We start from the raw sequence: 26611 nt of genomic DNA on the forward strand, positions 1-26611 counted from the left end.
GCCTTTTTTCCTAATTTAGATTAAAATATATGTAAGTATTTTATGAGGTGGTATGTTGAAAGAAATTAGACTTTTTTGGAAGATTTTAAAAAACAATAGACTAACTTATTTTCTTTCTATGATTTCTACAATTTTTATACAAATTTTTTCCGGACTTACACCTATTGTAATTATGATTACAGTAGATTCAATAATTGGAAATAAAGAGTATAAATACAATATTTTAGAAAAAGCTGTTAATCTTATAGGTGGTAGAGATTATCTTAGAGAAAATATTTACATATTAGCTTTTGTAATTGTTATTTTAACAGGTATTAGTTGTATTTTTATTTTTTTAAGAAATTATTATTCTAATGTAGCCTGTGAAAATTTAATATATAATTTAAAAGAAAAAATGTATCATAAATTTTTAAATTTAGATATGAGATGCTTGAATGATTATTCTACAGGAGATTTAATTCAAAGAAGTTCTTCGGATATTGAGACTGTAAGAAAACTCTTTTCAGCACAACTTGTGAATGCCTTTGGCTCCATTGCCACAATAGCTTTGGTTATAGTTGTTATGTCTTTAATAAATTTAAAGCTCGCTACAATAAGTATAACTCTTTGTATTGTAATTGCCATTTTATCATCAGTTTTTTATAAAAAAATTGGTGAAATTTTTAAAAAGACAGATGAAGCAGAAAGCGAGCTTATGGTATTTATCAAAGAAGCTCTATTTAATATAAGAGTTATAAAGGCTTTTAATAGAGAAGATTATATTTTAAATCTATTCAGAGAAAAAAATGAAGAATTTAATATAACTCAAAATAATTTTATGAAGACTTTTGCAAGATTTAGAGCTGTAAATGACTTTTTAACTTTCCTACAACTTGCAATTATTTTAGTAGTTGGAGGATATGAAACTATTGCTGGAAGAATGAATTTTGGAGATTTAATTGCTTTTGTTATCTATATTAATATGATTATTTGGCCTATTAGACAAATGGGACAATTACTTAGTGATATGGCGAGGGCAAGTGTTTCAATTTCAAGAATTTATGAAGTTTTAGATTTACCAGAAGAGGATTATGATTATGGAATAAGAGATGTTTCATTTTCTAAAAAGATTGAATTTAAAAATGTTAGCCTAAAAATAAATGATAATACTGTTTTGGATAATATTAGTTTTGTTCTAAATTCAGGAGAAAGTTTAGGCATTATCGGATCTACTGGTAGTGGGAAAAGTATGATAGTATATTTATTACTTGGATTTTTTGAGGCTACAAGTGGAGAAATTTTAATTGATGGTATTAATATAAAAGAGATAAATAAAAAATATATTAGAGAAAAAATTTCTGCAATTATGCAAGATAGTGAACTCTTTAATATGTCTATTTTGGATAATGTAAAGATTGTAAATAATGATATCGAAGAAAAAAGTGTTTATGATGCGACAAAGATTTCTTCTATACATAATGAAATTTTGAATTTTTCTTCTAAGTATGATACCGTCGTAGTAGATAACGGTATAAATCTTTCAGGAGGTCAAAAGCAAAGAATTTCTATTGCTAGAAGTTTATTAAAACCTTTTGAAGTTTTGATTTTGGATGATAGCTTAAGTGCAGTTGATATGAATACTGATTTAAAAATAAATAATGCACTAAAGTCTATGGATAGAAAATTTACTTCTATTTTAATTTCTCATAGAATTTCAACGATAATTAATTGTGACAATATAATTGTTATGGATGGTGGAAGAATAGTTGAAAGCGGAAAACATAGTGAGTTGATTAAGAAAAATGGGATGTATAGTAAAATTAATGAAATTCAAAGTAAGGAATATGATGTAAATAATGAATAAAAAGAAAGTTGTAAATATAAATGTTTTTAGAGATTTAATAAAATTTTATAAAATAGAATACAAAAAACTTTATATGCTTATGTTTGTAGTTTTGATTTCTGGAATTTTACAAGCAGTTGTACCTTTATCTATAAAATTATTAACTGACGATTTTATCACAAAACAGAATTTAAAGGGTTTTATTTTTGCGGGGATTGGATTTTTTTCACTTGTAATAATTTCAACTCTTGCAATTTATAGCTTCTATGTTTTTGGAGGTAAGCTTGAATATCAAGTATCAAAGGAAATAAGAAAATCAGTTTTTGAGAAAATTGAGAAATTTTCAGTAACTAATATAAAGAAATATGAAACAGGCGAATTGATTTCCAGATTAACTTCAGATGTTCAAAAACTAAGCGAAGTTTTTAGTTGGGGAGTTATAGATGCCTGTCATAGTATAATTGTCTTGCTAATATCAATAATAATAATGCTATATCTAAGTTATACATTGACTTTGATGTTATTTTTGATATTACCAGCAATCTATATTGTAACTTTAATTTTTCAAAAAAATATTTTGAGATTTCAAAGAAAGGTAAGGGATTATAACTCTAAAATTATAAGAAGCTATACGGAGTCATTAAGTTATATAAAGACAATTAAAGCACTTGGAATTGAAGACAAAAAGAAAAAAGAATTTAAGGTATTTAACGAAAAGTATAGGAAATACAATTTAAGATCTATACTTATTTCAGCAATTTTTGTGCCTGCTGTTATGTTTGTTGCAAGTATTGGTGTCGGTTTTGCTTTTAATTTTTCATCAATTTCAGTTATGAAAAATGTTATGACCTATGGAGCTTTTTTGAGTTTTTTAACTTATAGTTTTCAAATATTTGAACCATTTAAAATGCTTGCACAGATTTTTACTGATTTAAAATCTGCACAGGCATCTGCGGAAAGAGTTTTTCAAATTTTATATGAAGAAGATGAAATTATTGAAAATCAAAAAAGTGATTTAAACTTTGAAGGAAATATAAAATTTGAAAATGTAAGTTTCCATTATTTTGATGATGATAAATTAATTTTAAAAGATTTTAATTTTGAAATTAAAAAAGGAGAAAGTGTTGCTTTTATCGGTAGTACTGGAAGTGGAAAATCAACAATAGTTAATTTGATTTGTAAATTTTATAATCCAACTTCTGGAGATATTTATCTTGATGGAATAAATTACAAAAATATTGATAAAACTAGTTTGTACAATAATTTAGGTTATGTATTACAACAACCTCAGCTTTTCTCTATTTCTATTAAAGATAATATTAAGTTTGGAAACGAGGATGCTTCTGATGATGAGATTTTAGAAGTTTGTAGTTTGTTGGGAATAGATGATTTTGTTTTTAAATTACCTGACGGGATAGATACGGTCATTGGAGAAAATGGGTATAATATATCAAACGGTCAAAAGCAATTAATATCTTTTGCAAGAGCTTTGATAAAAAATCCTAAATTGTTAATACTCGATGAGGCAACTTCTTCAATAGATACTGAAACTGAAAAAATTATTCAAAATAAGATGAAGGATATTTTAGAAGGAAAGACATCTATTATTGTTGCTCATAGATTATCAACAATTAAGCATTGTGATAAAATTGTTTTGATTGAAAATGGAAATATTCTTGAACAAGGAACACATTTAGAATTATTAGACAAAAAAGGAATTTACTATAAAATGTATATTTCTGAAGAACTGAAAATATAGGAGGATGTTATTATGAGTGATAGTTGTAGTTCAGGAGGATGCTCAGGATGCCCTAGTGCATCAAGCTGTGGAGTATCAGAAGAGTTTGAAAGCTTATTGGTTGACCAAAACCAATTTAGTGATATAAAAAAAGTTATTGGTGTTATAAGTGGTAAAGGAGGAGTTGGAAAATCTTTAATAACTTCTATGCTTGCTACAGGAATGATGAAGAGAGGTAAGGAAGTTGGTATTTTAGATGCTGATGTTACTGGTCCATCAATACCTAAGTCATTTGGGATTGACAGAAAAGCTCAAATCGATGAAAGAGGAATCATTCCTTGTACAACTGAAAATGGAATTAAAATAATGAGTATAAATTTATTGCTCGAAAAAGAAACTGATCCAGTAATTTGGAGAGGACCCGTTATAGGTGGAGTAATAAAACAATTTTGGACAGATGTAGTATGGGAAAATGTTGATTATATGTTTGTAGATATGCCACCAGGAACAGGTGACGTTCCTCTAACTGTTTTCCAATCTTTACCTGTAGATGGAATTATAATTGTAACATCTCCTCAAGATTTAGTTTCTATGATTGTCGAAAAAGCGGTTAAGATGGCAAGAATGATGAATATTCCAATTATAGGAATAGTTGAAAATATGAGCTATTTTAAATGTCCTTGCTGTAATGAAGAAGTAAATATATTCGGTGAAAGTGATTTACCTTATATTTCAAGAAAATTTGGTCTTACAAATGTTGCAAAGATACCTCTAAATAAAAATATACCTGAAATGGTTGATGAAGGTGAAGCAGAAAAATTAGATACTGATTGCTTATCAGATATATTAGATGCAATAGAAAAATTATAGAGAGAACGCGTTCAAAACGAACGTGTTTTTTTATGTGGTAAAAATAAGATTTTTTATAGACTTAAAGGACTTACGATTTCTAAAATTGAAATTAAGTACTTTTTGTTGTATAATTATTGTAAAATATGGATTAAATAAGAGGTTTTTATGGAGCATTTTAAATTAAATTTGGAAAGTGATTTTAAATTTGATGACATTGTTGTAGCTCTAGGAAATTTTGATGGCTTTCATAGAGGACATCAAAAATTGATTTCGGAATTAAATAATGTAAAATTAGATAAAGGTTATAAGAGTGCAGTTTTTCTCTTTGAAAACCATACAAAAGATTTGATTTTTCATCAAAACGCAAGTAGGATAATGTCTTTTGAGGATAAATTAAATAAACTTGAAAGTTTTAAAATAGATTATGTTTTTAGTATTGAATTTTCTGAAAAAATTAAAAATCTTTCACCAAAAGAATTTTTAGATTTTTTAACTATTAATCTAAATATAAAACATATTGTGGTTGGAAAAGATTATAGATTTTCAAAAAATCGTGAAGGGAATACAGATTTTATAAAGTCCTATATGAAAGAAAAGTGTCTATCTTGTACCATTATTGATAAATTACGCTATGATAATATTGAGATTAGTAGTACAAAAATAATTGAATACATAAAATCAGGAAAAATTGAATTGGCAAATGATTTGTTAGGAGATAATTATTCAATTAAGGGAAAAGTAACTCACGGCTTTCAAAGAGGAAGAAATCTTGGCTATCCTACAGCAAATTTGGAGATTTCTTTTAATTATGTTATGGTAAAAGAGGGAGTCTATTTTACCAAAACTATAGTAGATAAAAATGAATATTTTAGTTTTTCAAGTGTTGGATATAATCCAACTTTTGATAACAAAAAATCCACGATAGAATCGCATATATTTGATTTTGATAAGGATATTTACGGAAAAGATATTGAACTTTGCTTTTTAGAAAGATTAAGAGATAATATAAAATTTAATTCTGTTGAGGAACTGATAGAACAATTAAAAAAAGATGAAATTAGATGTAGAGAATTAATTAAGAATATAAAATAGGAGATAAATATGAAACAAATTTTAGTTACCGGGGGAGCTGGATATATTGGCTCTCATACTTGTATAGAACTTTTAAATGAAGGATATGAAGTTGTAATAATAGATAATTTTTACAATTCCAGCGAAAAAGTTTTAAGAATAATTGAAGAGCTCAGTGGGAAAAAATTCAGATTCTATAAAGGCGATATTAGAGATAAAGAAATACTTAGAAAAATTTTTTCAGAAAATGATATTTATGGGGTAATTCACTTCGCAGGACTTAAGGCTGTTGGAGAATCTGTTGAAAAACCAATAGAATATTATGATAATAATATTAATGGAAGTATAAAACTTATAGAAGTTATGAGAGAGTTTAATGTAAAAAATATAATTTTTAGTTCTTCTGCAACAGTTTATGGGAAGCCAAAATCAGTTCCTATAAAAGAAGATTTTTCACTTTCTGTAACTAATCCTTATGGAAGAACAAAATTATTTTTAGAAGAAATTTTTACAGATTTATATATTTCTGATAATGAATGGAATGTTATTCTTCTTAGATATTTTAATCCAATTGGAGCTCATAAGAGTGGTAGAATAGGAGAAAATCCGAATGGAATTCCTAATAATTTAGTTCCATATATAACTCAAGTAGCGGTTGGTAAATTGGATTATGTTAGAGTCTTTGGAGATGACTATGAAACAAAAGATGGAACAGGTGTAAGAGATTATATTCATGTTTTAGATTTAGCATTAGGTCATATAAAGGCAATTAAAAAGTTTGAAGATAGTAAGGCTGTTAGAATTTATAATCTTGGAACAGGTGAAGGTTATAGTGTTCTTGATATGATTAAAAATTTTGAAGAAGTTACAGGTAAAAAGATAAAATATGTAGTTACTCCAAGAAGAAGCGGAGATATTGCAGAATGTTATGCTGATTCTACTAAGGCAAAGGAAGAGCTTGGCTGGGAAGCTAAATATGGAATAAGAGAAATGTGTGAAGACAGTTGGAGATGGCAAGTGAATAATCCAAATGGATATGAGGATTAAAGAGGTTTAAAAATGGACACGAAAAGTATTTACTACGAAACTAATATAGTTAAGGCGATATTACATTTTGCAATACCGGGAATTTTGAGTATTCTTATTGCGGAATTATATAATATGGTTGATACATTTTTCGTTGGTAGATATGTCGGAGCCGATTCGATTGGCGCTTTAAGTGTAGTTTTTCCTCTACAAAGACTTGTTATTGCAATTTCTGTTTGTCTTGGAATAGGAGTTTCAAATTTAATTTCCAGAAGACTTGGAGAAAAAAGAAATAAAGATATAACAAAATATACAACAGCGGTAAATGGACTAACTTTACTTATTATATTTGCAGTTACAATTATAACAATTCTGTTTGTTAAGGATATTTGTATGTTTTTAGGGGCTAGAAATGATATTCTAACTTATTCTATAAGGTATCTTAGAATAGTTATGTTTGGTAGTATATTTTTAGCTTTTACAACGGTTTTCGGTTATATGAACATAGCTTACGGAAATATGAAAGTTATGTTAATTGCTTCAAGTATCGGAGCTTTAATAAATATATTTGTAGATTATATTTTAATTAAAAATTTGAATATGGCTGTTGAAGGAGCGGCGATTGCTACTATTTCGAGCCAATTTATATCTTTTTTATTTTCACTTATCTTTGTAAAAAAATTACAAAGAGAAAATAATTTTTCTTTAATTCCAAGACTTGACCCCAAAATTTCATTTAATATTTTGACGATAGGTTTTTCTTCATTTATAATAGAATTTTCAGATGCCATTTTAATTAGTGTACTTAATCATTTACTTTTGCCGGTTGGCGGTAATGATGCGATTATTCTAGTAGGAGTAATAACAAAAGTTTCTATGTTTATGTTTGTTGCAATGATAGGAGTAAGTAGTTCAATTCAACCACTTATTTCATTTAACTATGGAGCGAAAAATTTTGTTAAAATCAAGAAAATTTTAAAAACAGGATTTATTTTTGTATTTTCATTATCCACTCTTATATGGATATTTATGAATTATAATGTTAGATTTATTATAGGTTTATTTCTAAAAGACGAAAGACTTTTACAAATGGCTGCAGATAGTTTTAAATATGTAATTCTGGTTTTTCCGATTTTAAGTTTTTATTATATTTGTATATACTTTTTCCAATCAGTCGGAAAGGAAAAATATAATTTTTTCTTATCAATTTATAGAGAAACACTTCTATATATTCCGATAGTTATAATTATGGTAGGAAGATTTGGTGTTTTAGGAGCATGGATTAGTTATCCGATAGTTGATTTTATTTCTGCTGTAACAGGATTAATCTTGCTTTTAAAAACTGTTAAAAAGATTAGTACTTTTTAGGAGGTCGTTATGGATTTAGGTAAAATTAGAGAAGATTTAGAAATTTGTATGGATGAACTTATCGAAAAAGCTAAATTTGAAGAGGGAGACATCTTTGTTTTAGGTTGTAGTACAAGTGAGGTAAAAGGAAAATATATAGGAAAAGATACTGATATTGAAGTAGGAAAGCTAATTGTTGAGACTATAAAAGAAAAGTTAGATAAAATTAAAGTTAATTTTGCAGTTCAATGTTGTGAACATTTGAATAGAGCAATAGTTATAGAAAAAGAAGTTGCGATTAAAAATAATTTTGAAATAGTTAATGTAGTTCCACAAAAAAATGCAGGTGGTGGAGTAGCTACTTCTGCATACGAATTATTTAAAAATCCTGTGGTTGTAGAAAAAATAGTTGCAAAAGCAGGACTTGATATAGGAGATACATCAATCGGAATGCATGTTAAATTTGTTCAAGTTCCCGTTAGATTATCAATAAAAGAAATAGGAAATGCACATTTAACTGCGTTAACTTCAAGACCAAAATTGATTGGAGGAAGTAGGGCAGTATATCAATAGTTAATTGGAGAATATATGTTTGAATTTTTAAAAGGTATAAAAGAATTAGAAAACATAGAGAGTGTTGAAAAGATAAATAAAGGATATTCTAAAGATAAAAAGTTTAAGATAAAATTGAAAAATAAAGATGAGTATTTGCTTTTAAGATTATCCGATATTTCTCTTTATGAACAAAAAAAAGAAGAATATGAAGTTATTTCAAAATTTTCTAAACTAGGCTTTGAAATGTCAAAGCCTATTAGTTTTGGAATATGTAATGATAAAAAGAATGTCTATATGCTCTTATCTTGGATTAACGGAGTTGATTTAAGTGAGGAACTTCCAAAATTTTCAATAGAAGAGCAATATTTACTTGGAAGAAAAGCAGGGAGAATTCTAAAAGCTATTCACAGTCTAAAAGTTGAGGATAAAAATTTTGATGATAGGCTGAAAATAAAATTGTTGGATAAAATAGAAAAATATGAGTCATCTGATGTGAGAGTTGAAAATGACGATAAATTTATTGAATATGTTAAAAGAAGTGTAGATAAAGTTTGTAGAAATTATTCTTATTTACATGGAGACTTTCATCCTTCAAATTTAATTTTAATGGAAAATAATGAGATAGGTGTTATAGATTTTAATCGTTGGGAAATATCCAACTCTTATGAGGAATTTTATAAATTAGAAAGTTTCGGGATAGAGTTTAGTATTCCATACTGTGTAGGGCAGATTGACTCTTATTTTGAAGATAATGTTCCAAATGAATTTTGGAAAATTCAAGCAATTTATGTCGCTTGTTATACCTTATATTCAATTAAATGGGCTGAAAAATTTGGAGAAAAAGAAATTCTTGGAATGAAGAGAAGATTTTATAAGACTTTTGAAAATTATGAGAATTTTAAAACAATTATACCTAAATGGTATTCTGATTATAAAAATAATAAAGGCTATTCGATTTAAATCGAATAGCCTTTTTCTCTATTTAGAATAGTTTGGAGCTTCTTTAATTATTTGAACATCATGTGGGTGAGATTCAATAAGTCCAGCACCTGTCATTTTGACAAATTGTGCAGTATCTCTTAAAGTTTGTAAGTCTTTAGCGCCTGTATATCCCATGCCTGCTCTAATTCCACCTACGATTTGATAGATTGCATCTGCTAAAGTTCCTTTATAAGGAATTCTTCCTTCAATACCTTCCGGAACAAGTTTTTTACCTTCTTCTTGGAAGTATCTATCTTTTGATCCTTTTTCCATTGCAGCAAGAGAACCCATACCTCTATAAGTTTTAAATCTTCTTCCTTGGTAAATTTCAAATTCTCCCGGAGATTCATCAGTTCCTGCAAGCATTGAACCTAACATTACAACATTTCCACCTGCAGCAAGAGCTTTAACAACATCTCCTGAATATTTTAATCCACCATCTGCAATAATTGTTTTTCCCATTTCTCTTGCAATAGTAGCGCAATCATAAACAGCTGTAATTTGTGGAACTCCTACACCTGCAACAACTCTTGTTGTACAGATTGAACCAGGACCAACACCAACTTTAACAACATCAGCACCTGCTTCAAAAAGTGTTCTTGTTGCTTCTGCTGTTACAACATTTCCTGCAATAATATCAAGATCTGGATATTTTTCTCTAATTTCTTTAACTTTTCTTACAACTCCCATAGAATGACCATGAGCAGTATCTATAACTAAAGCATCAACACCAGCATTTACAAGAGCTTCTACTCTTTCAAAAGTATCGGCACCAGTCCCAACTGAAGCTGCTACAAGAAGTCTTCCTTGTGCATCTTTTGCAGAATTTGGATATTTAACAACTTTTTCTATATCTTTAATAGTTATTAAACCTGTTAAAATTCCTTTTTCATTTACAAGAGGTAATTTTTCGATTTTATGATTTCTTAAAATTTTTGTAGCATCATCTAAAGTAGTATTAGAAGGAGCTGTTACTAAATTTTCTTTTGTCATTACAGAATCAATTTTAACTGAATAATCTTCTAAAAATCTTAAATCTCTATTAGTTAAAATTCCAACTAATTTTTTTTCTTCCATTGAATTAACTATTGGAACGCCTGAAATTCTATATTTTCTCATCAAATCTTCAGCTTCTTGAACTCTATGATTTGGAGTTAAGAAAAATGGATCATTAATTACACCACTTTCTGAACGTTTAACTTTTTTAACTTCTTCTGCTTGCAGTTCAATAGGCATATTCTTATGTATTACACCAAGTCCGCCTTCTCTTGCCATTGCAATAGCCATCTTATGTTCTGTTACAGTATCCATTGCAGCAGAAATAATAGGAATATTTAACTTGATTTTCTTTGTAAGTTGTGATGATAAATTAACATCCTTAGGTAGAACTTCACTCTTTGCTGGAATTAAAAGTACATCATCAAATGTTAAGCCTTCTTTTTGGAATTTTGTTTCCCACATAATATTTTCTCCTCCTAAATTAAATTATTTATTATAAACATACTTTTAAAAATTTTATTCATGACAATAAAAATTTTACAATATACAAATTTGTATTTTTTTGTTATATAAAAAATTCATTGTCTAACAACAAAATTTACTAAAAAAATATATTAACATATATTATACAACAAATTATAAAAAAATCAATTAAAAACATTAAAAAACAAAAGTTTTCCCAAAAAAATTTTTAAAAAATTTAAATAAAAAAATTATATACTTTAAAAAAGTAAAAATATATAGCTAAAATTTATGTTAAAAATTCATACTATTTTATTTTTTACTATGCTTTATTTGGTACGAAATATAATGCAATTATACTTTTTAATATAAATAATTAAAAATTTTTGAAATTTTTTCGAATAAATTTCAAAAAAACACTAAAAAATTAATAAAAGGTATTGAAATTTTTTTCAATCTACACTATAATTTAAGTATACTATAATATTATAGTGGATGTCCAATAGAATAGTACATAATTGGATGTATTGTTATAGTAAAAATTTTAGGAGGTATATTAGAATGAGAGTAGAAAAAGGATTACTTTATACTGAAGATCATGATTGGGTAAAAGTTGAAGGAAATGTAGTAACAGTTGGACTAGCTGATTATGCACAAGATCACTTAGGAGATATTGTTTACGTTGAACTTCCAGAAGTTGATGATGAAGTAGAAGCTGGCGAATCTTTAGCTTCTGTTGAATCAGTAAAAGCTGCTAGTGATATTAACGCTCCTGTTTCAGGAAAAGTTATAGAAGTAAATGAATTATTAGACGATGAACCAGGTGAAATTAACAAAGATTGTTATGCTGCATGGGTTTGCAAAATTGAAATGTCTAATCCAGCTGAATTAGAAAAATTAACTAATGACGCTGATTATGAAGCATCATTATAATAATTTCTTAAAATTATATTTTTAATAAATGCCACTTGCGTGGCATTTATTTTTTTAATAAGGAGGTATTATGGTAGATAATTCCAAAAATAAAAATTTAAAATTAGGTATTATTTTTATGATTATTTCTACACTTGGTTTTAGTTTTATGCAGATTTTTGTAAAGCTAACATCAGGTCAATTTACACTTATGCAACAAGTTTTTATGAGAAATTTTGTAATGCTTATTATTTGTACTATATATATTCTTATAAGAGGTAGTAGATTTTTAGGCGAAAAAAAGAATAGAAAATTACTACTAATGAGATCAGCTTTTGGATATATGGGAGTTATTTTTAATTTTTATGCTATAAATCATATGGTTGTTGCAGATGCAGGAATATTGCAAAGAACTAGTCCTATTTTTGTAGTTTTAATTGCTTGTTTTATATTTAAAGAAAAGTTTACATTAGAAAGATTTTTAACATTAACATTTTCTTTCATTGGAGCAATTTTTGTAGTAAGACCACAATTTAATTCTAGATTATTTCCCGCATTAGTTGCAATGAGCTCTGCTCTTAGTGCATCTATCGCATACATGTGTGTATCAAGAATAGGAAAGGCTGAAAGAACTGAGACTATAATCTTTGTATTTTCTTTGTTTTCAACTATTTGTAGTTTTCCTTTTATTTTTAATAATTTAAATATTCCTGATTTTAAGATGTTAATTTATTTGATTTTAATTGGAATTGCATCTGCAGTAGGTCAGTTTGGATTAACTATTAGTTATCAATATGCAAATGCTTCTGAAGTAAGTATATTTAATTATTTAGGAATTGTATTTGTAGTTGTTTTGGGAAAAGTAATACTTGGAGAGTCAGTAAGTATTTATAGTTTAATAGGAATTGCCCTTATTTTTTCTATGTCATTGATGTCATATATAGTAAATACGAGAAAAAATAGAGATAAAAAAATGTAAAAAAATAGCAGATATTACATTTTTTTAATATTTTTTAGTTTTCGCTTGGGAAAACAGGTCATTTTTTGTAACCATTCTGTAACCTTTGAAAACTAGGGAACTATATTTCTCAAAAAATTACAAAAATGTTACAAACACTCATTTTGAATTAAAAATATTGTTAAATTTTTATTTTTTTTTGAAAAATTCATTGAAAAATAGGAATTTTGTTGACGATTTTGGAGAAAATCATTATAATTCTATTGTCAGCTTATTGCTGATTAATTTAATTAAGGAGTGATTATTTGAAAAGAGCAATATTTAGAAGTGTTTTAGCATGTTTGTGTGTTTATGCTACATTTTCTGGATTTTCATCTAAGTCACTTGCAGACGAAAAGGTTAAAGGATTTGTAATCTCATCAGAATCCGATTCCAAAACTATTGAAAAGGTAAACGACAGAATTTTAGATAACACTAAAGGTAGTGCATCTAAGATATCTTATGTAGTTAATATAGACGATAAAATTAGCTTCAGTTTGGCAGGTTTACTTTCATTAGATAAGGGTGGAGTTGTTATTCCTGTAAAGAATAATAATATTGATGACGTTTCGAAAGCTATTTTAAAAAATAGTGAGCAAGTGTATGTTGTTGGAGATAAAAGTTCAATTTCAGATGATATTTTGAATGGTTTAGACATCAAATTCGAAAGAATTGGTTCCGATAATCCAGACGATACAAATTATCACGTAAATAAGGTTTCAGAAAAACGTGATCTTTTGGTTGTAGATTCAGGAAATGATTCTGATATTTTAGGAGCTATTCATTATGCACGAATTTATAATATGAATTTGTACATTTATGATTCAACTAAGGAAATTGATGAAAATATAATTTCAGAAGTGAAAAACGAAAAAAACATATACTTTTATGATGGAGTTAACTCTGTTACAGAAAAGTTAAAGTCAAAAATATATGATTTATCTGGTAAAGATAAGAAAGACATAAAAAGTTATTCATTGGATGGAAAAGATTTATTAAAAACATTCAAGGATAGATTCTCATTAAGAAAGAATGACAATGTTGTTTTATCAGAAAATAAAAATTTAACAGATATGGTAAGTTCTTATATTTTGGCTGATAAGAGTGGATATAACTATTTAGTTATGGATTCAGATTCTATGAACTTGGATATTGAAAAACTTGTTACAGAATCAGAAGCTAAAAATTTATATTATGTTTCTACAGATAAATTAGAAAAATATGTAAATTTTAGATCATTGTTATCCTCAATAAATAAAGAAGAAGTAACAGGATTTGAAGTTAATGATTCTAAGGGAGAAATTACTGTTTCAGATTCAAATTCAGATAAAAAGAACGAAAATGCTGTTTCAGAACAAGTTACTTTAAAAGATAATGAGAAGTTAGTAGACGGCAAAGTAGTTCCAAAAGAAGAAAAGAAAGAATCTGAAGAATCAAGTACTGCAAAATCCACAGCAGAAAAATCTACTAGTGAAAAATCAAAAACTGAATCATCTAGTGCTAGCACTAGTAATAATAGTAGTAGTGATGGAAGCTTTAACTATAGTAAGGTTCTAGTTATGAATGCAACTTCATATACTAATGATCCAGCAGAAAATGGTGGATATAGCACAACAAGATTGGGAACAAAGCTTAGATATGGGGTAGTTGCCGTAGATCCTAGAGTAATTCCTTTAGGAACAAAATTATATATTGAAGGTTATGGCTATGCTGTTGCTGAAGATACAGGTGGAGCTATAAAGGGAAATAGAATTGATCTTTGCTTTACAAATAGATCTCAAGCTGCTAAATTCGGAAGAAGAAATGTAAAAGTTTATATTTTAAAATAATGAACTTATTAGAGAAGAAATTAATAAATTTCTTCTCTTTTTTATTGTGAAATAACAAGGTTCCTGGGAACCAACCCGATGCGAAGCATCGTGGAAGGGTGGGGTTCTTATTTAACTATTTATACAATAATGATATAATAATAGGAATGTTGTATGACAATTTTTTGTAAAAATATAAAATGCTCTTATTAAGCAAAAAGAAAGTATATATGAAAGGATTAAAAAATATGTTTCGTAAATTAAAAGAATTTTTTAAAAAGACAGAATTTAATACAGAATTTATAAAAAATGCGGGAGCATGTATAGTTTCAAAAAATATTTTAGAAGGTAAAGGTAGATTAACTTGGATTTTAAGAGAGAAAGGGGCTCATCCATCAGATACAGGATGGAGATTTTTTTCAAATATAGATACAGATGAGTATATAAATAATCCAAATAATATGGTGGTTTGTGATTTTAATACAGTGGCAGAAATAGAACCAGCAATAATAGAAATCTATACTTTACCAGTTGGAACTGATTTACAATTAGTAAAAATAGATGGTAAAATTAAATTTTTTGACAATATAACAGAAAAAGAAATAGACTTGGATTATAAATAGAAGTTAAAAAATAAAAAATTTAATAAAAAGGAGATATTATGGCAGTAGGACTTAAAATAGATTTTTTATGGTATTCAATTGGACAACCTGATTTTCTTCATTCTTTTTTCTCAACAGTTTGTGTTAATCTTGAAAATTCAAATTGGGGAAGTAAATTTCCAATATTGATGAAAGAATTATATGAAGGGAAATTAAAGTATGAGAATATTGATTCTGCAATTCGAGAATTAAATGAAATTGAGTTATTATTTAGAAAGTTTGGCACTGATAAAGTAGTTTGGGATATAGATAATCTCAAATTAACTCCACCATGGGGAGATAATATCAGCTCTGATATTCATAATTTATCTGAATATTTTTGGACTAGTGATGGATATAATCTTTTTGAGATAATAAGAGAAGCATTAGAAGAAGGAAAAAAAGAACGAAAAAAAGAACGAATAGGTGTTGAACTTAAAAGCATCTAAATGATTTTATTAATAGTCCATTAGATTTACAAGAAAAAATTAGAAAATATTTTGTTGAACTTGCTGAATCAGTAAAAGTAACTAAAATCTAAATTATATTATAAGGAAGGAGTTGAAATTATTTCTTCTTTTTTCTTTATTTTTCAGCTAGTTATTATTAGTTTTTGACAATAGACAATCGTTTTTAAATATGATATAATAGTTTTGGCAAAAAATTAAGAATAGATAACGAATTAAAAGGAATTTAGTTATAAAAATTAAGAGTTTACATCTGTTAATTTAAATTTATTTTTGAAATGAAAATCTAGTTTATTTTAATTTTTTTGTTATTATAATTTTTGGAGGAAATATATGTTTGGTTATTCAAAAAAAGAATTAAGCTGGATTTTATATGATTGTGCAAATTCTGCTTATTCTATGGCGATTACTACTGCATTATTCCCGATTTATTTTGGAATGGTCGGTGGAAACGAAATGAATTTAGGTTATTACAATTCATTTGCCAGCATTATTATTGCTGTTCTTAGTCCTGTACTTGGAACTATAGCTGATTTTAAGGGTATGAAGAAAAAGTTATTTACTTTATTCTCATTAATTGCAATTTTTTCAACATTATTTTTATCATTTGCAGGAGAGTTTGGCTTACCTTTATTAATGTCTTTTTTTGTTTTGGGAAGTGTAACTTTTGCAGGTTCTAATATCTTTTATGATGCATTTTTAGTTGATGTTACTCATGATGATAGAATGGACAAAATTAGTACGGCAGGATTTGCCTATGGATACATAGCTAGTGTTATACCTTTTATTTTTTGCTTAGGAGCTGTTTTGCTTTTTGGAATGAAAAATCCTTTAGGTTATCAAATAGGATTTGTTATTACATCTGTTTGGTGGTTAGCACTTACAATACCAATGTATAAAAATGTTGATCAAGTTTATGGAGTAGAACCTGTTCCAAATCCGGTTAAAGAAAGTTTTAGTACGGTTCTTCATACTTTAAAAAATATTGAGAAAAATAAGGTTGTAGTTATATTTTTATGTTCTTATTTTTTATATATTGACGGAGTAGATACTATCATAAAGATGGTTATACCTTATGCTACATCTGTTTTAGATGCAGATAAGTTTAATACACTTGTACTTTTGGGAATTTTGATTTATGTTCAAATAGTGGCTTTTCCTTTTGCTATTATTTATGGAAGATTAGCTAGTAAATTTGGAACTAGAACTATGATTAAAGTTGGAATTATAACATATATGGTTTCAGTAATATTTGCTTATTTTATGAGCAATTTGGTTCATGTTTTCGTGTTATCAACATTTATAGCATCTGCTCAAGGTGGAATACAAGCATTGAGTAGAAGTTATTATGCAAAAATTATTCCAAAAGAAAATGCAAATGAATTTTTTGGTTTCTATAATATTTTTGGTAAATTTGCTGCAATAATTGGACCATTTATTATGAGTTTAATAACTACTTTAACACATAATCCAAGATATTCTATATTAGGTATAATTCCATTATTTGTTGTAGGTTATTTAATAATGTTACAATTACCAAAGGAAGAAAAATAATGGTTTTTAAATTTAGTTCTGGAAATACTTGGAAAATGAAAAGTGAATATAAAAAGCAAAAGTTTGATATAGATTTTGAAGCATTAAAGAAAAAAGAATTAGAAATTTTACAAAATTTTATTTCTTGTTGTGAAAAAATGAATTTAACTTATTATATTGGCTTTGGAACTTTACTTGGTGCAATTAGACATAAAGGTTTTATTCCGTGGGATGATGATGTAGATGTCTGTATGCCAAGAGGGGATTATGATAGATTTGTAAAAGAGGCTAGTGAATATTTACCGGAAAATTATTTTATTCAAACAATGGAATCAGATCCAAAATATGCTTTAAATTTTGCAAAACTTCGAGATAGCAATACTGCTCTTTTTGAAAAACATGTTTTAGATGTAGATATTAATCATGGAGTATTTATTGATGTTTTTCCGCTTGATGGATACATTAAAGGTCAAAATAAGGTATTAGATTTAAGAGTTAAGGAAAAACCAGTTTTTGAAGAGGCAGATACTAATGCTTTTTCAAATGCATTAAGTGGATTTGGCAAAAAATTTGTTTATAAATTAGGAGAAACTATACCTAATAAATTAAAAACTGATATTTCAAAAATGTCAGTTCCAAAAGATAATCCAAAGTTTGAAGATTGTGAGTATGTAGCATGTATGGTTGATAATTTTTATATTATGCCATTTAAAAGAGATTTTTTTGGAAAAGGAGTAAAAGTAGACTTTGAGAATTTGAAAGTTAATGCTCCAGAAAATTACGATGAATACTTAAAGGTTTTATATGGAGATTATATGAAGTTACCGCCAGAAGATCAGAGAGAAAATCATCATAATTTTCATTTAGCAGATGTAAATAAAAGTTTTAGAGAATATCAAGAAAAAAATTAAGCTATGATTACATAGCTTTTTTTATTGTTTTGTAGAATTTTTTTTTATTTTTTGATATAATAGTTACAGTTTTGCACTATTTATTAATTAAGGAAACAAATAGTATTTTAATTTTTTATTAATAATAAAGATTTTAAGGAGGTGTATTATGAAAGAAGTTGTTGATAAACTTGTTGAATGGCTTAGGGATTCTGTTAAGGAAGCTAATTGTAAAGGTATTGTCTATGGCCTTAGCGGTGGAGTTGATTCAGCTGTTATTGCTGCGCTTTCAAAACTAGCCTTTGATGATGAATCTTTAGCTATTATGATGCCAATAAATAGTTCTTTAGAAGATGAAAAAGATGCTAAGTTGGTAATAGATAAATTTAAACTTAATGCAATTAAGGTTGACTTATCTAAGACTTATTCTATTTTTGTAGATTCTGTTGAAAAAGGGGATAATTCAATGGCTTATGCTAATGTTAAGCCAAGACTTAGAATGACTACTTTATATTATTATGCACAACTAAAAAGATATTTAGTAGTTGGAACAAGCAATAAATCAGAATTTACTGTTGGATACTTTACTAAATATGGGGATAGTGGTTCTGATCTTATGCCACTTGTAGATTTTACAAAGAGAGAAATTTTTGAACTTGCAAGATTTTTGGGTGTTCCCGATAAGATAATTCAAAAGCCTCCAAGTGCAGGGCTTTTCGAAAATCAAACTGATGAAGATGAAATGGGATTTTCCTACGATGATTTAGAAAAATTTATAAATAATGAAAAATTAGATAAAAATATAGAAGAAAAAATAAAAAGAATGGTTAAAATCTCAGAACATAAGAGAAATTTTGCCAAAGGGTTTAGGAGGTAATTATGTCAGGACATAATAAATGGAGTACGATTAAACATAAAAAAGGAAAAGAAGATGCAAGAAGAGGAAAAATATTTACAAAACTTGCACGTTATATAATTGTTGCAGTTAAAGAAGGAGGAGCAGACCCTGAATATAACCCAGCTTTAAAAACTGCGATAGAAAAGGCTAAAGCTGAAAATATGCCTAATGATAATATCGAAAGAGCATTAAAAAAAGCTGCTGGAGATGGAGATGCAAGCAACTATGAAACTATAATTTATGAAGGTTATGGTCCTGAAGGAATTGCAGTTGTAGTTGAATGTTTAACAGATAATAGAAATAGAACAGCTGCAGATGTAAGACATGCATTTGATAAACATGGTGGAAATCTAGGGCAAAATGGTTCAGTGCTATTTATGTTTGAAAAAAAAGGTGTTGTTGTTATCTCAAAAGATCAAGCTGAAGAAGATGATTTAATGGACTTTGCTTTAGAAAATGGTGCAAGTGATTTTGAATCTGATGATGAAGTTTATACAATTTATTCTGAAGTTTCTGACTTCATTACTTTAAGAGATGCTTTACAAGAAAAGGGATATACTTTTAGTGCTTGTGATTTAGAATATGTTCCAAGTAATAATTCTCAAATTTCAAATCCTGATAATATTAAGAAAATGGTTAAGATGATAGATCAACTTGAAGATAATGACGATGTTCAAAATGTTTATCATAATTGGGATATACCAGAAGATTTAGATGTAGAATAATATGAAAAAAATATTTGCTTTTTTGATTTCTTTAAGCATAATTTTGTTTATTTTATTATATTCAATAGATTTTATGGCTAAGGATATTTCTTACTATAACAATTTTCATAATGAATATAAAATTGAGGAGGAGTCAGGACTTTCTAAAGAATGGATAGAAAGTGCAAGTAATTCTCTGGTTGAATTTATTAAAAATGGTGATAAAGAAGTATTAAAAAATCATTTTAATGAAAAAGAAATTTCTCATATGGAAGATGTGTATAAACTATTTAAACTTGATAGGGTTGTTTATACATCTTTATTTATAATTACTTTGATAGTATTTATATATAAATTAATAAAAAATGATAAGTTATTTTTTAAATATATTAGAAAGTATATACTCATATCATATATAGCTGTAATTTCTTTTTTAGGAGTCTGTTCTATGTTTTTTTCTGAGAGTTTTATTTATTTTCATAAGTTGTTTTTTAACAATGATTTATGGCTTTTAGATTATAAAACAGATTTAATGATAAGAATTTTACCGGAAGAATTTTTCTTTGTCTTATTTTTAAATGTACTTGTATTATCTACAATATGTATTCTTTTAATTTATATTTTTCTTAAATTTAAAGATAATAAGTATAGTTAGGAGGAAATATGGAAGTAAAAATTGATAGAGTTGCTTTTTCTTTATTTGGAATTGATATAATGTGGTATGCAATTATCATCTGTTTTGGTATTATGGCAGGACTTTTTGTAGCAACAAAAAACTCCAAACTTAGAAATATTGAAGAGGATGAAATTTCAAACCTTTTGCTTTTTGCTTTACCTATTAGTGTAATTGGGGCAAGAATATATTATGTAATATTTGAATGGGAAAGCTATAAAGGCGATTTTTTATCTATAATTAATATAAGAGAAGGTGGACTTGCAATATATGGAGCTGTAATAGCTTCTGTTATTGTAGTTTACTTTTTTGGTAAATATAAAAAAATTGATTTTAGAGATTTAGCTGATGTTTGTGCTCCAGGATTAATACTTGGTCAAGCAATTGGAAGATGGGGAAATTTTATTAATCAAGAAGCTCATGGAACTGAAACTACTTTACCTTGGGCTGTTATTATAGATGGTAAAAAATATCATCCGACATTTTTATATGAATCAATTGGAAATTTTCTAATTTTTATATTTTTAATGATATATATGAGAAAATATCAAAAGAAGAAAGGTGAGATTATTTTGCTTTATGCAATTTTATATGGAATTGTAAGATTCTTCGTAGAAGGTTTGAGAACTGATAGCCTAATGTTTTTAGGATTTAGGGTTTCTCAAGTTCTATCACTTGTTGGTGTAATTGTTGGAACTATACTTTTCTTTTTGAATAGAAAATATGGAAAGGACATTAATAATTTATAATTTATTACTTTAAAAAATTTTTTAACTACATAGATTAAATCTATGTAGTTTTTTTGTGAAAAAAATACTAAAAAAACTAAAAAAAATGGAAAATTCACTCCACTTTTTTATAGCTTTTTTAAAATTATTGAAATTTACACATTTCTTTGTGATAAGATTTATAAAAATTTTCAAAAAAAGGGTTGCAAAATATGAAAAAATGGTGTAAAATATAAGTGTAATAAAAAATGTGGGTTAATATGGAGTAAAATGGAGTTACAATTTTAGGGGGTGATGGCATTGTTTATTGGAGATTTTCCACATACTTTAGATGATAAAGGCAGATTAATTATGCCATCAAAATTCAGAAATGAGTTAGGATCTAATTTTGTAGTAACTCGAGGTCTTGAAGGCTGTCTATTTGTATTTACGGAAGAAAAGTGGACTGAATTTACAGAACAACTTAATTCAAAAGGTTTTAGCAAAAAAGATGTTCGTTCAATTACAAGATTCTTTTGTAGCTGTGCAATGAATGCAGATTTAGATAAACAAGGGAGATTTTTAGTAAATAAAAATTTACGTGAATTTGCTGAAATTGAAAGAGATGTTATGATTATCGGTGTTTCTGACAGAATTGAAATATGGTCTAAAGAAAAATGGGATGAATACAGTGAATCAGAATATAGTGACGATACTATTATGTCTGAAAGATTCGATGGTCTTGATTTTTAAGGAAATTATTTATGGAATTTAATCATATACCTATAATGTTAGATGAAGTAATAGATAATTTAGATATTAAACCTAACGGAATATATGTTGATCTGACTGTTGGAGGTGCTGGGCACTCAACAGAAATTTTAAAAAGAATAAAAAATGGAAAACTGATTTGTGTTGATCAGGATGAAGAAGCGTTGGTAGTTGCCAAAGATAGACTTTTAAAGATTTCAGATAATGTTTTATTTTATAAAAGTAATTTTGAAAATTTTAAAGAAATACTAGATTATTATGGAATTGACAAAGTTGATGGTGTTTTATTAGACATCGGTGTTTCTTCTTATCAAATAGATAATGGTCAAAGAGGTTTTTCTTATATGATAGATGCTCCATTGGATATGAGAATGGATAGAGATCTAAAAAAAAGTGCATTCGATGTTGTGAATTATTATAGTTCTGATGAATTAGAATATATTTTTTACAACTATGGCGAAGAAAAATGGACAAAAAGAATTGTAGAATTTATTGTTAATTATAGAAAAGAAAAGTTAATAGAAACTACTTTTGAATTGGTTGATATTATCGAAAGAGCTATTCCAAAATCTGTTAGAGCTAAGGGAGGACATCCTGCAAAAAGAGTTTTTCAAGCAATAAGGATTGAGGTTAATAGAGAATTAGAAGTAATAAAGAAAGTTATTCCAGATATAGTAGAAAGACTAAATAAAGATGGTAGATTATGTATTATAACTTTTCACTCTTTGGAAGATAGAATTGTTAAGGAATCATTTAAAGAATTGGCAAGAGGTTGTATTTGCCCTAAGGAATTATATGTTTGTGTTTGTAATCACAAGCCAAAAGTAAAAATCTTAACAAAGAAGCCTTTGGTGCCTTCCAAAGAAGAAATGAATGATAACCCTAGATCGAAAAGTTCAAAATTGAGGGTTTGTTCAAAAATTTAGGAGGATGATTTATATGAGTATGGCTCAAGTAAAATATATGAATGTTTCAGGCGAGAGAATTTCGGAGAAAAATAAAAAAGCCTACGGAATTACCAGAGAATCCAGTTTATATAAAAATATTACACTTTTTATATTCACTTTTATTACATTAACTTTTAGTGTAGTAATTTTATATGGATATCTAAATATTGCTCAACAAAATAGAATGATAAATACACTTAACTCTGAAATTCGCTCGTTAGAAACAGAAAGAGATGATAATTATATGAAACTTGAGCCTTATAAATCTGTAGATAGAATTGCAAAGATTGCAAGACTTAATTACAATATGGATTTTCCTAAGAAGGAACAAGTTAAATATTTGGATAAGATTGATTAATTTCTTAAACTTAGACAAGGGGAGTTTAAATGAATAAAAAGAAATATAGTATTAAAAATAAAACAGTCTCTTCTCGTTCGGCTGTTTTATTTTTTATTTTTATCATACTTTTTAGTGTAATAATTGTTAAATTGGCATATTTACAATTATATTCAAAAAATAAATATAGTGTTGAACAATTTAAAGATTCTGTTAGTTATACACCTCTTGAGGCAAAAAGAGGAACAATCTTTGATAGGAACGGGAATACTTTAGCTAAAAGTATTAGTGTTTATAATGGATATTTTTCTACTCTTGATTATAACCGTTATAAAAAATCTAGTGGGAAGATTAAAGATACAGAAACACAAAAACTAGATAAAATCTTTGAATTATTACAATTAAATAAAGAAGAAATTATAGAAAAAGCTGATCAATATAACAATTTATTGATACAAAAGAATATTACAGAAGAACAAAATTCAATTATAAAATCTAAAAATTCAATTATAATTAGTGTTAATAATAATAGAGAAGTTTATTTCTCAGTATTAGAATATGATAAGTTTAAACAATATTCACAAAAGGCTAAAGAAGCTGAAGAGAAAAAATTAGATGAAATTTTTGCAGCTCTTGAACTGGATAAGAAAAAAGTTTTTGACAGAGCTGATAGAGGAACGAATTTTAAAATAAAAAAGAGTATTAGTCCTGAATTGGCAAAAGAAATTAAAGAAATAAATTCATCAATAATTAGTGTTGAAATTGAACAAAGCAGAAACTATATAGATGGAACTTTGGCACCTTTTATTGTTGGTCATGCAAATGAAAACGGTGGACAAAGTGGAATTGAAAATTATTTAAATGATTCTCTTTCAGGAACTGATGGATCTAAAAGAGTTATTAGAGAAAGTCTTAATAAGTCAGTTGAAGATGTTGTTGAGGCAAAAGATGGTAAAGATTTATATTTAACTATTGATAGTACCATTCAAAAATATGTTTCAGAATATGCTAAGCAATATTATGATCAAGAAAAACCTATAAAGATGAGTGTAATTGTTTCAGATGTTACAAATGGGGATATTTTAGCAATGGATAGTTATCCAAAATATGATACCAACAATCCTAACGTTCCTCTTGACGATAATACTCTTAAAAGTTTTGAAAACTTAGATGAAAAAGAAAAGTTAAAAAAGATATTTTCTATGTGGAGAAATCCTGCTGTAAGTGATGCTTATGAACCAGGTTCTGTATTTAAACTTATAACAGCATCTTCATCTTTAGAAGAAAAGACAGATACTTTAGATTCAACTTTCTTTTGTAATGGATTTATAAGAGATATACCAGGGGTTACTCTTAGATGTTTTAATTGGCAGAATCCACATGGAAAAGAAACATTTACTGAAGCCTTAGATAATAGCTGTAACCCAGCTTTAGTTCAAATGGTTAGACATTTAGGAAGAGACAAGTTTTACAGATATATAAATGGTTTTGGATTTGGAACTAAAACAGGAATTAATTTACCTGGGGAATCTAATGGACAAATTCCAAAGTCTGTATCCGATATAGGAGCGGCAGAACTTGCAACAATGAGTTATGGGCACGGCATTTCCGTAACACCTATTCAAATGATTATGGCTGCAAATGCAGTTGTTAATGGAGGTTATTTATTAGAACCTCAAATCAACATTAAGAATGTTGAAAAAGATGAAGATAATAAAATTAAAGTAAAAGATAATGAAGCTATCGTTAAAAATCAGATTATCTCAAAAGAAACAAGTGACAAAATGAGAGTAATCATGGAACATGGTGTAACAAATGGCATCGTAAAAAAAGTATATTCTAATAATGTAAGAATCGGTGGGAAATCTGGTACGACAATAAAAGCGGTAAATGGTAAATACGATGATCAAAAGACAATTGCTTCATTATATATAGCTTTTCCAATTGAAAATCCAAAATACAGCATTTTAATTGTATTTGATGAGCCAAAGGTGAATGTAGGTGGTACAAGCGCGTGTGCTCCTTTGGCTAAAAAATTAGCAGAAGAAATTGCTGAATATAAACAAATAACTAAAACAAATGATAATACTGGAATCGTTAAAAGAACAAAAGTTCCAGATGTTAAAGGTCTAACTTTAGAATATGCATCCGAAATTTTAAAAGGACAATTTTTAAATTATAGTGTAGAAGGTTCTAGCTCACCAAAATCAATTGTGACTGCTCAAAGTGAAGAACCAGAAAAAAACTTAGTTGAGGGTAGTACAGTAAATTTAACTCTATCGGATGATGAAAAGGAAAAATTGTTAGTTGTTGATTTTTCGAAAATGAATTATGATCAAGCGATGGATGTTGTAAATAAAATGGGATATAAATACAAAACTTCAGGTGGTAAAGGAAAATTCGTCTCCTCTAATAAAGAAATTGGAAGTTATATTTCAAAAGACGAAGAGCTAGTTTTAACCTTTGAAGATTAATTTAGGAGATGAAATAAATGAGAATAACAAATTTTACAATATGGAGTATTTTAGTTAGTTTTTTTCTAACAATTTTTATAGCAAAAGTTTCTATTCCATATTTAAGAAAATTTAAACTGGGTCAAAATATTAGAGATGATGGTCCGCAAAGTCATTTGTCTAAAGCAGGAACACCTACAATGGGTGGAGTATTTTTTGTAATTGCAATAATTCTTACAACATTTTGTTTAGGTAATTTTTCTAAAGAAGTATTTGCAGTATTGATTGGAATGTTAGGTTTTACATTAATAGGATTTTTAGATGATTTCTTTAAACTTATTATGAAAAGATCATTAGGTCTTACTGAAATTCAAAAATTAGTAATTCAATTTATAATAAGTATAGCTGTAATTATATTCATAGAGAAGGTAGTAGGAACAGATTTAAGATATCAATTAATTCCTTTTGTAAAAGGTGCGGTTAATTTTGGATGGTTTATTTATCCTATATTAATTTTTGTAATGATAGGAACAGCAAATGCGACTAATTTAACAGATGGATTAGACGGCCTTTCATCTTCTGTTTCAATACCTGTATTTTTAGGACTAGCTGTTATAAGTGCATCAAGATTTCCGGACGTTGGGGTTTTCTCACTAGTATTTATGGCAAGTTTAATGGGATTTGTTATGTTTAATTCTTATCCAGCTAGAGTTTTTATGGGAGATACTGGTTCAATGGCCTTAGGCGGTGCAATAGCCACAATATGTATATTAAATGGAATGATTTTTTATTTACCTATTATTGGTGGAATATATGTGATGGAAGCACTATCAGTTATCATTCAAGTAGTTAGTTATAAAACTAGAAATAAAAAAAGAGTTTTCTTGATGAGTCCGATACATCATCATTATGAATTAAAGGGATATAAAGAACCTCAAATTGTTACAGCTTTTGCAGTAATCAGCGGACTATTGTCAATTATAGCTGTCTATCTTTTCTTTCGTATTTAATTAGGAGTGT

Annotated in this window: 25 protein-coding genes; 24 read left to right on the plus strand and 1 reads right to left on the minus strand. The window is 27.4% G+C overall.

Features of this window, described 5'->3' with window-relative positions; translation table 11 throughout:
• Positions 1-52 precede the first annotated feature (52 nt).
• The 8 genes from VJI77_RS03845 (at position 53) to VJI77_RS03880 (ending at position 9371) form a co-directional block, all read left to right on the plus strand.
• Positions 53-1843 (plus strand): ABC transporter ATP-binding protein, encoded by a 1791-nt coding sequence (locus VJI77_RS03845; RefSeq protein ID WP_323988344.1) that lies wholly within the window; start codon positions 53-55, stop codon positions 1841-1843.
• On the plus strand, positions 1836-3581 hold the full coding sequence (locus tag VJI77_RS03850) for an ABC transporter ATP-binding protein (RefSeq protein ID WP_323988345.1): 1746 nt from the start codon (positions 1836-1838) through the stop codon (positions 3579-3581). The genes VJI77_RS03845 and VJI77_RS03850 overlap by 8 nt, the downstream gene beginning before the upstream one ends.
• 12 nt (positions 3582-3593) lie before the next feature.
• Complete coding sequence (locus tag VJI77_RS03855) at positions 3594-4430, plus strand: Mrp/NBP35 family ATP-binding protein (RefSeq protein ID WP_313961042.1); 837 nt, start codon at positions 3594-3596, stop codon at positions 4428-4430.
• 147 nt (positions 4431-4577) lie between these two features.
• Complete coding sequence (locus tag VJI77_RS03860) at positions 4578-5504, plus strand: bifunctional riboflavin kinase/FAD synthetase (RefSeq protein WP_323988346.1); 927 nt, start codon at positions 4578-4580, stop codon at positions 5502-5504.
• A 9-nt stretch (positions 5505-5513) separates the two neighbouring features.
• Positions 5514-6530 carry a UDP-glucose 4-epimerase GalE gene (gene galE / locus VJI77_RS03865; protein ID WP_323988347.1) on the plus strand — a complete coding sequence of 339 codons (1017 nt, stop codon included), beginning with the start codon at positions 5514-5516 and terminating at the stop codon, positions 6528-6530.
• Between the two features lie 12 nt (positions 6531-6542).
• Positions 6543-7877 (plus strand): MATE family efflux transporter, encoded by a 1335-nt coding sequence (locus tag VJI77_RS03870; protein WP_323988348.1) that lies wholly within the window; start codon positions 6543-6545, stop codon positions 7875-7877.
• Positions 7878-7886: 9 nt separating this feature from the next.
• Positions 7887-8429 carry a TIGR01440 family protein gene (locus tag VJI77_RS03875; protein ID WP_323988349.1) on the plus strand — a complete coding sequence of 181 codons (543 nt, stop codon included), beginning with the start codon at positions 7887-7889 and terminating at the stop codon, positions 8427-8429.
• 15 nt (positions 8430-8444) lie between these two features.
• Positions 8445-9371, plus strand: a complete 927-nt coding sequence (locus tag VJI77_RS03880) for an aminoglycoside phosphotransferase family protein (RefSeq protein WP_323988350.1) — start codon at positions 8445-8447, stop codon at positions 9369-9371.
• A gap of 18 nt (positions 9372-9389) precedes the next feature.
• On the opposite strand, the gene guaB is transcribed toward VJI77_RS03880, so the two are convergent.
• Complete coding sequence (gene guaB / locus VJI77_RS03885) at positions 9390-10853, minus strand: IMP dehydrogenase (RefSeq protein ID WP_313961038.1); 1464 nt, start codon at positions 10851-10853, stop codon at positions 9390-9392.
• Between the two features lie 561 nt (positions 10854-11414).
• On the opposite strand from guaB, the gene gcvH reads away from it, so the two are divergent.
• From gcvH to mraY, 16 genes are all read left to right on the plus strand, one after another.
• Positions 11415-11786 (plus strand): glycine cleavage system protein GcvH, encoded by a 372-nt coding sequence (gene gcvH, locus VJI77_RS03890; RefSeq protein WP_009354933.1) that lies wholly within the window; start codon positions 11415-11417, stop codon positions 11784-11786.
• A 70-nt stretch (positions 11787-11856) separates the two neighbouring features.
• Positions 11857-12744 carry a DMT family transporter gene (locus tag VJI77_RS03895; protein WP_323988351.1) on the plus strand — a complete coding sequence of 296 codons (888 nt, stop codon included), beginning with the start codon at positions 11857-11859 and terminating at the stop codon, positions 12742-12744.
• A gap of 284 nt (positions 12745-13028) precedes the next feature.
• Positions 13029-14591: a 3D domain-containing protein gene (locus VJI77_RS03900; RefSeq protein WP_323988352.1), complete on the plus strand. Its 1563-nt coding sequence runs from the start codon at positions 13029-13031 to the stop codon at positions 14589-14591.
• 209 nt (positions 14592-14800) lie between these two features.
• Positions 14801-15193, plus strand: coding sequence for a DUF2185 domain-containing protein (locus VJI77_RS03905; protein WP_323988353.1), 393 nt, complete (start codon positions 14801-14803; stop codon positions 15191-15193).
• Positions 15194-15231: 38 nt separating this feature from the next.
• The gene (locus VJI77_RS03910) at positions 15232-15660 is read left to right on the plus strand and encodes an Imm70 family immunity protein (protein ID WP_323988354.1); all 429 of its coding nucleotides are present in this window, start codon (positions 15232-15234) and stop codon (positions 15658-15660) included.
• Between the two features lie 351 nt (positions 15661-16011).
• Positions 16012-17232, plus strand: a complete 1221-nt coding sequence (locus tag VJI77_RS03915) for an MFS transporter (protein ID WP_323988355.1) — start codon at positions 16012-16014, stop codon at positions 17230-17232.
• Positions 17232-18122: a LicD family protein gene (locus VJI77_RS03920; protein WP_323988356.1), complete on the plus strand. Its 891-nt coding sequence runs from the start codon at positions 17232-17234 to the stop codon at positions 18120-18122. Before VJI77_RS03915 ends, VJI77_RS03920 begins: the two co-directional genes overlap by 1 nt.
• A 148-nt stretch (positions 18123-18270) precedes the next feature.
• Positions 18271-18978 (plus strand): NAD(+) synthase, encoded by a 708-nt coding sequence (gene nadE / locus VJI77_RS03925; RefSeq protein WP_323988357.1) that lies wholly within the window; start codon positions 18271-18273, stop codon positions 18976-18978.
• Between the two features lie 2 nt (positions 18979-18980).
• Positions 18981-19724: a YebC/PmpR family DNA-binding transcriptional regulator gene (locus VJI77_RS03930; RefSeq protein ID WP_009355148.1), complete on the plus strand. Its 744-nt coding sequence runs from the start codon at positions 18981-18983 to the stop codon at positions 19722-19724.
• Position 19725: 1 nt separating this feature from the next.
• Entirely contained in the window at positions 19726-20358 is a 633-nt protein-coding gene (locus VJI77_RS03935) for a TIGR01906 family membrane protein (protein WP_323988358.1), read from the plus strand.
• An 8-nt stretch (positions 20359-20366) separates the two neighbouring features.
• Positions 20367-21125 carry a prolipoprotein diacylglyceryl transferase gene (gene lgt, locus VJI77_RS03940; protein WP_323988359.1) on the plus strand — a complete coding sequence of 253 codons (759 nt, stop codon included), beginning with the start codon at positions 20367-20369 and terminating at the stop codon, positions 21123-21125.
• Positions 21126-21398: 273 nt separating this feature from the next.
• A complete protein-coding gene (gene mraZ / locus VJI77_RS03945) occupies positions 21399-21836 on the plus strand; it encodes a division/cell wall cluster transcriptional repressor MraZ (RefSeq protein WP_416383256.1) in 438 nt (145 codons plus the stop codon).
• A gap of 11 nt (positions 21837-21847) precedes the next feature.
• The gene (gene rsmH / locus VJI77_RS03950; protein ID WP_313961031.1) at positions 21848-22780 is read left to right on the plus strand and encodes a 16S rRNA (cytosine(1402)-N(4))-methyltransferase RsmH; all 933 of its coding nucleotides are present in this window, start codon (positions 21848-21850) and stop codon (positions 22778-22780) included.
• Positions 22781-22793: 13 nt separating this feature from the next.
• Positions 22794-23159 (plus strand): septum formation initiator family protein, encoded by a 366-nt coding sequence (locus tag VJI77_RS03955; RefSeq protein ID WP_009354459.1) that lies wholly within the window; start codon positions 22794-22796, stop codon positions 23157-23159.
• Positions 23160-23188: 29 nt separating this feature from the next.
• Positions 23189-25612, plus strand: coding sequence for a penicillin-binding transpeptidase domain-containing protein (locus VJI77_RS03960; RefSeq protein WP_313961030.1), 2424 nt, complete (start codon positions 23189-23191; stop codon positions 25610-25612).
• Positions 25613-25629: 17 nt separating this feature from the next.
• A complete protein-coding gene (mraY, locus tag VJI77_RS03965; RefSeq protein WP_323988360.1) occupies positions 25630-26601 on the plus strand; it encodes a phospho-N-acetylmuramoyl-pentapeptide-transferase in 972 nt (323 codons plus the stop codon).
• The last annotated feature ends 10 nt before the right edge of the window (positions 26602-26611 follow it).

The sequence above is a fragment of the Parvimonas sp. D2 genome (genome assembly GCF_035282635.1).
Taxonomy (GTDB): Bacteria; Bacillota; Clostridia; order Tissierellales; family Peptoniphilaceae; genus Parvimonas.

Coding starts and splice junctions, on each gene's coding strand:
- nadE (WP_323988357.1), top strand. CDS start 18,271: ATGAAAGAAGTTGTTGATAAACTTGTTGAATGGCTTAGGGATTCTGTT.
- VJI77_RS03905 (WP_323988353.1), top strand. CDS start 14,801: ATGAAAGGATTAAAAAATATGTTTCGTAAATTAAAAGAATTTTTTAAA.
- VJI77_RS03880 (WP_323988350.1), top strand. CDS start 8,445: ATGTTTGAATTTTTAAAAGGTATAAAAGAATTAGAAAACATAGAGAGT.
- VJI77_RS03915 (WP_323988355.1), top strand. CDS start 16,012: ATGTTTGGTTATTCAAAAAAAGAATTAAGCTGGATTTTATATGATTGT.
- VJI77_RS03875 (WP_323988349.1), top strand. CDS start 7,887: ATGGATTTAGGTAAAATTAGAGAAGATTTAGAAATTTGTATGGATGAA.
- galE (WP_323988347.1), top strand. CDS start 5,514: ATGAAACAAATTTTAGTTACCGGGGGAGCTGGATATATTGGCTCTCAT.
- lgt (WP_323988359.1), top strand. CDS start 20,367: ATGGAAGTAAAAATTGATAGAGTTGCTTTTTCTTTATTTGGAATTGAT.
- guaB (WP_313961038.1), bottom strand. CDS start 10,853: ATGTGGGAAACAAAATTCCAAAAAGAAGGCTTAACATTTGATGATGTA.
- rsmH (WP_313961031.1), top strand. CDS start 21,848: ATGGAATTTAATCATATACCTATAATGTTAGATGAAGTAATAGATAAT.
- VJI77_RS03845 (WP_323988344.1), top strand. CDS start 53: ATGTTGAAAGAAATTAGACTTTTTTGGAAGATTTTAAAAAACAATAGA.
- VJI77_RS03910 (WP_323988354.1), top strand. CDS start 15,232: ATGGCAGTAGGACTTAAAATAGATTTTTTATGGTATTCAATTGGACAA.
- VJI77_RS03855 (WP_313961042.1), top strand. CDS start 3,594: ATGAGTGATAGTTGTAGTTCAGGAGGATGCTCAGGATGCCCTAGTGCA.
- VJI77_RS03850 (WP_323988345.1), top strand. CDS start 1,836: ATGAATAAAAAGAAAGTTGTAAATATAAATGTTTTTAGAGATTTAATA.
- VJI77_RS03870 (WP_323988348.1), top strand. CDS start 6,543: ATGGACACGAAAAGTATTTACTACGAAACTAATATAGTTAAGGCGATA.
- VJI77_RS03860 (WP_323988346.1), top strand. CDS start 4,578: ATGGAGCATTTTAAATTAAATTTGGAAAGTGATTTTAAATTTGATGAC.
- VJI77_RS03930 (WP_009355148.1), top strand. CDS start 18,981: ATGTCAGGACATAATAAATGGAGTACGATTAAACATAAAAAAGGAAAA.
- VJI77_RS03955 (WP_009354459.1), top strand. CDS start 22,794: ATGAGTATGGCTCAAGTAAAATATATGAATGTTTCAGGCGAGAGAATT.
- mraZ (WP_416383256.1), top strand. CDS start 21,399: ATGGCATTGTTTATTGGAGATTTTCCACATACTTTAGATGATAAAGGC.
- VJI77_RS03920 (WP_323988356.1), top strand. CDS start 17,232: ATGGTTTTTAAATTTAGTTCTGGAAATACTTGGAAAATGAAAAGTGAA.
- VJI77_RS03960 (WP_313961030.1), top strand. CDS start 23,189: ATGAATAAAAAGAAATATAGTATTAAAAATAAAACAGTCTCTTCTCGT.
- gcvH (WP_009354933.1), top strand. CDS start 11,415: ATGAGAGTAGAAAAAGGATTACTTTATACTGAAGATCATGATTGGGTA.
- VJI77_RS03935 (WP_323988358.1), top strand. CDS start 19,726: ATGAAAAAAATATTTGCTTTTTTGATTTCTTTAAGCATAATTTTGTTT.
- mraY (WP_323988360.1), top strand. CDS start 25,630: ATGAGAATAACAAATTTTACAATATGGAGTATTTTAGTTAGTTTTTTT.
- VJI77_RS03895 (WP_323988351.1), top strand. CDS start 11,857: ATGGTAGATAATTCCAAAAATAAAAATTTAAAATTAGGTATTATTTTT.